This window comes from Terrimonas pollutisoli, from assembly GCF_029360765.1.
In the GTDB taxonomy this organism is placed as follows: Bacteria; Bacteroidota; Bacteroidia; order Chitinophagales; family Chitinophagaceae; genus Terrimonas_B; species Terrimonas_B pollutisoli.
On sequence record NZ_JARKNA010000062.1, the window covers coordinates 1 to 981 of the forward strand.

Here is a 981-nt window from a genome sequence, read left to right on the forward strand (position 1 = left end):
TTACAGCCGGTGACCATGTACCGGTGATACCATTATTGGATGTAGTTGGTAAAACAGGAGCGGTGGCATTTAAGCAAACGTCATCCACCGGATCAAATGTTGGCGTGATCTGATCGGTAACAGTAATAGTCAATGTAGCTGTGCCTGCACACTGACCTGCATCCGGGGTAAATGTATAAGTAGTGGTTCCGATAGCTGCAGTGCTTACAGCAGGTGACCATGTACCGGTGATACCATTATTAGATGTTGTTGGCAATACAGGAGCTGTTGCATTTAAGCAAACATCATTGACCGGATCAAATGTTGGCGTGATCTGATCGGTAACAGTAATAGTCAATGTAGCTGTGCCTGCACACTGACCTGCATCCGGGGTAAATGTATAAGTAGTGGTTCCAATCGCGGAAGTAGAAACAGCCGGTGACCAGGTTCCTGTGATGCCATTATTAGATGTTGTTGGCAATACAGGAGCAGTTGCATTTAAGCAAACGTCGTTGACCGGATCAAATGTTGGCGTGATCTGATCGGTAACAGTAATGGTGAGTGTTGCTGTGCCTGCACACTGACCTGCATCAGGAGTAAATGTATAAGTAGTAGTGCCGATAGCAGCAGTAGAAACAGCCGGTGACCAGGTTCCTGTGATACCATTAAGTGATGTAGTTGGAAGAACCGGAGCGGTTGCATTTAAGCAAACGTCGTTGACCGGATCAAATGTTGGCGTGATCTGATCGGTAACAGTAATAGTAAGTGTTGCTGTGCCTGCACACTGACCTGCATCAGGAGTAAATGTATAAGTAGTAGTGCCGATAGCAGCAGTAGAAACAGCCGGTGACCAGGTTCCTGTGATACCATTAAGTGATGTAGTTGGAAGAACCGGAGCGGTTGCATTCAAACAAACATCATTGACCGGATCAAATGTTGGTGTGATCTGATCGGTAACAGTAATAGTCAATGTAGCTGTGCCTGCACACTGACCTGCATCCG

At 46.4% G+C, this 981-nt stretch carries 1 pseudogene; it reads right to left on the reverse strand.

From position 1 onward, the window contains the following. Nucleotides 1-981: pseudogene (locus P2W73_RS26355) on the reverse strand (gliding motility-associated C-terminal domain-containing protein); the annotation flags it as partial.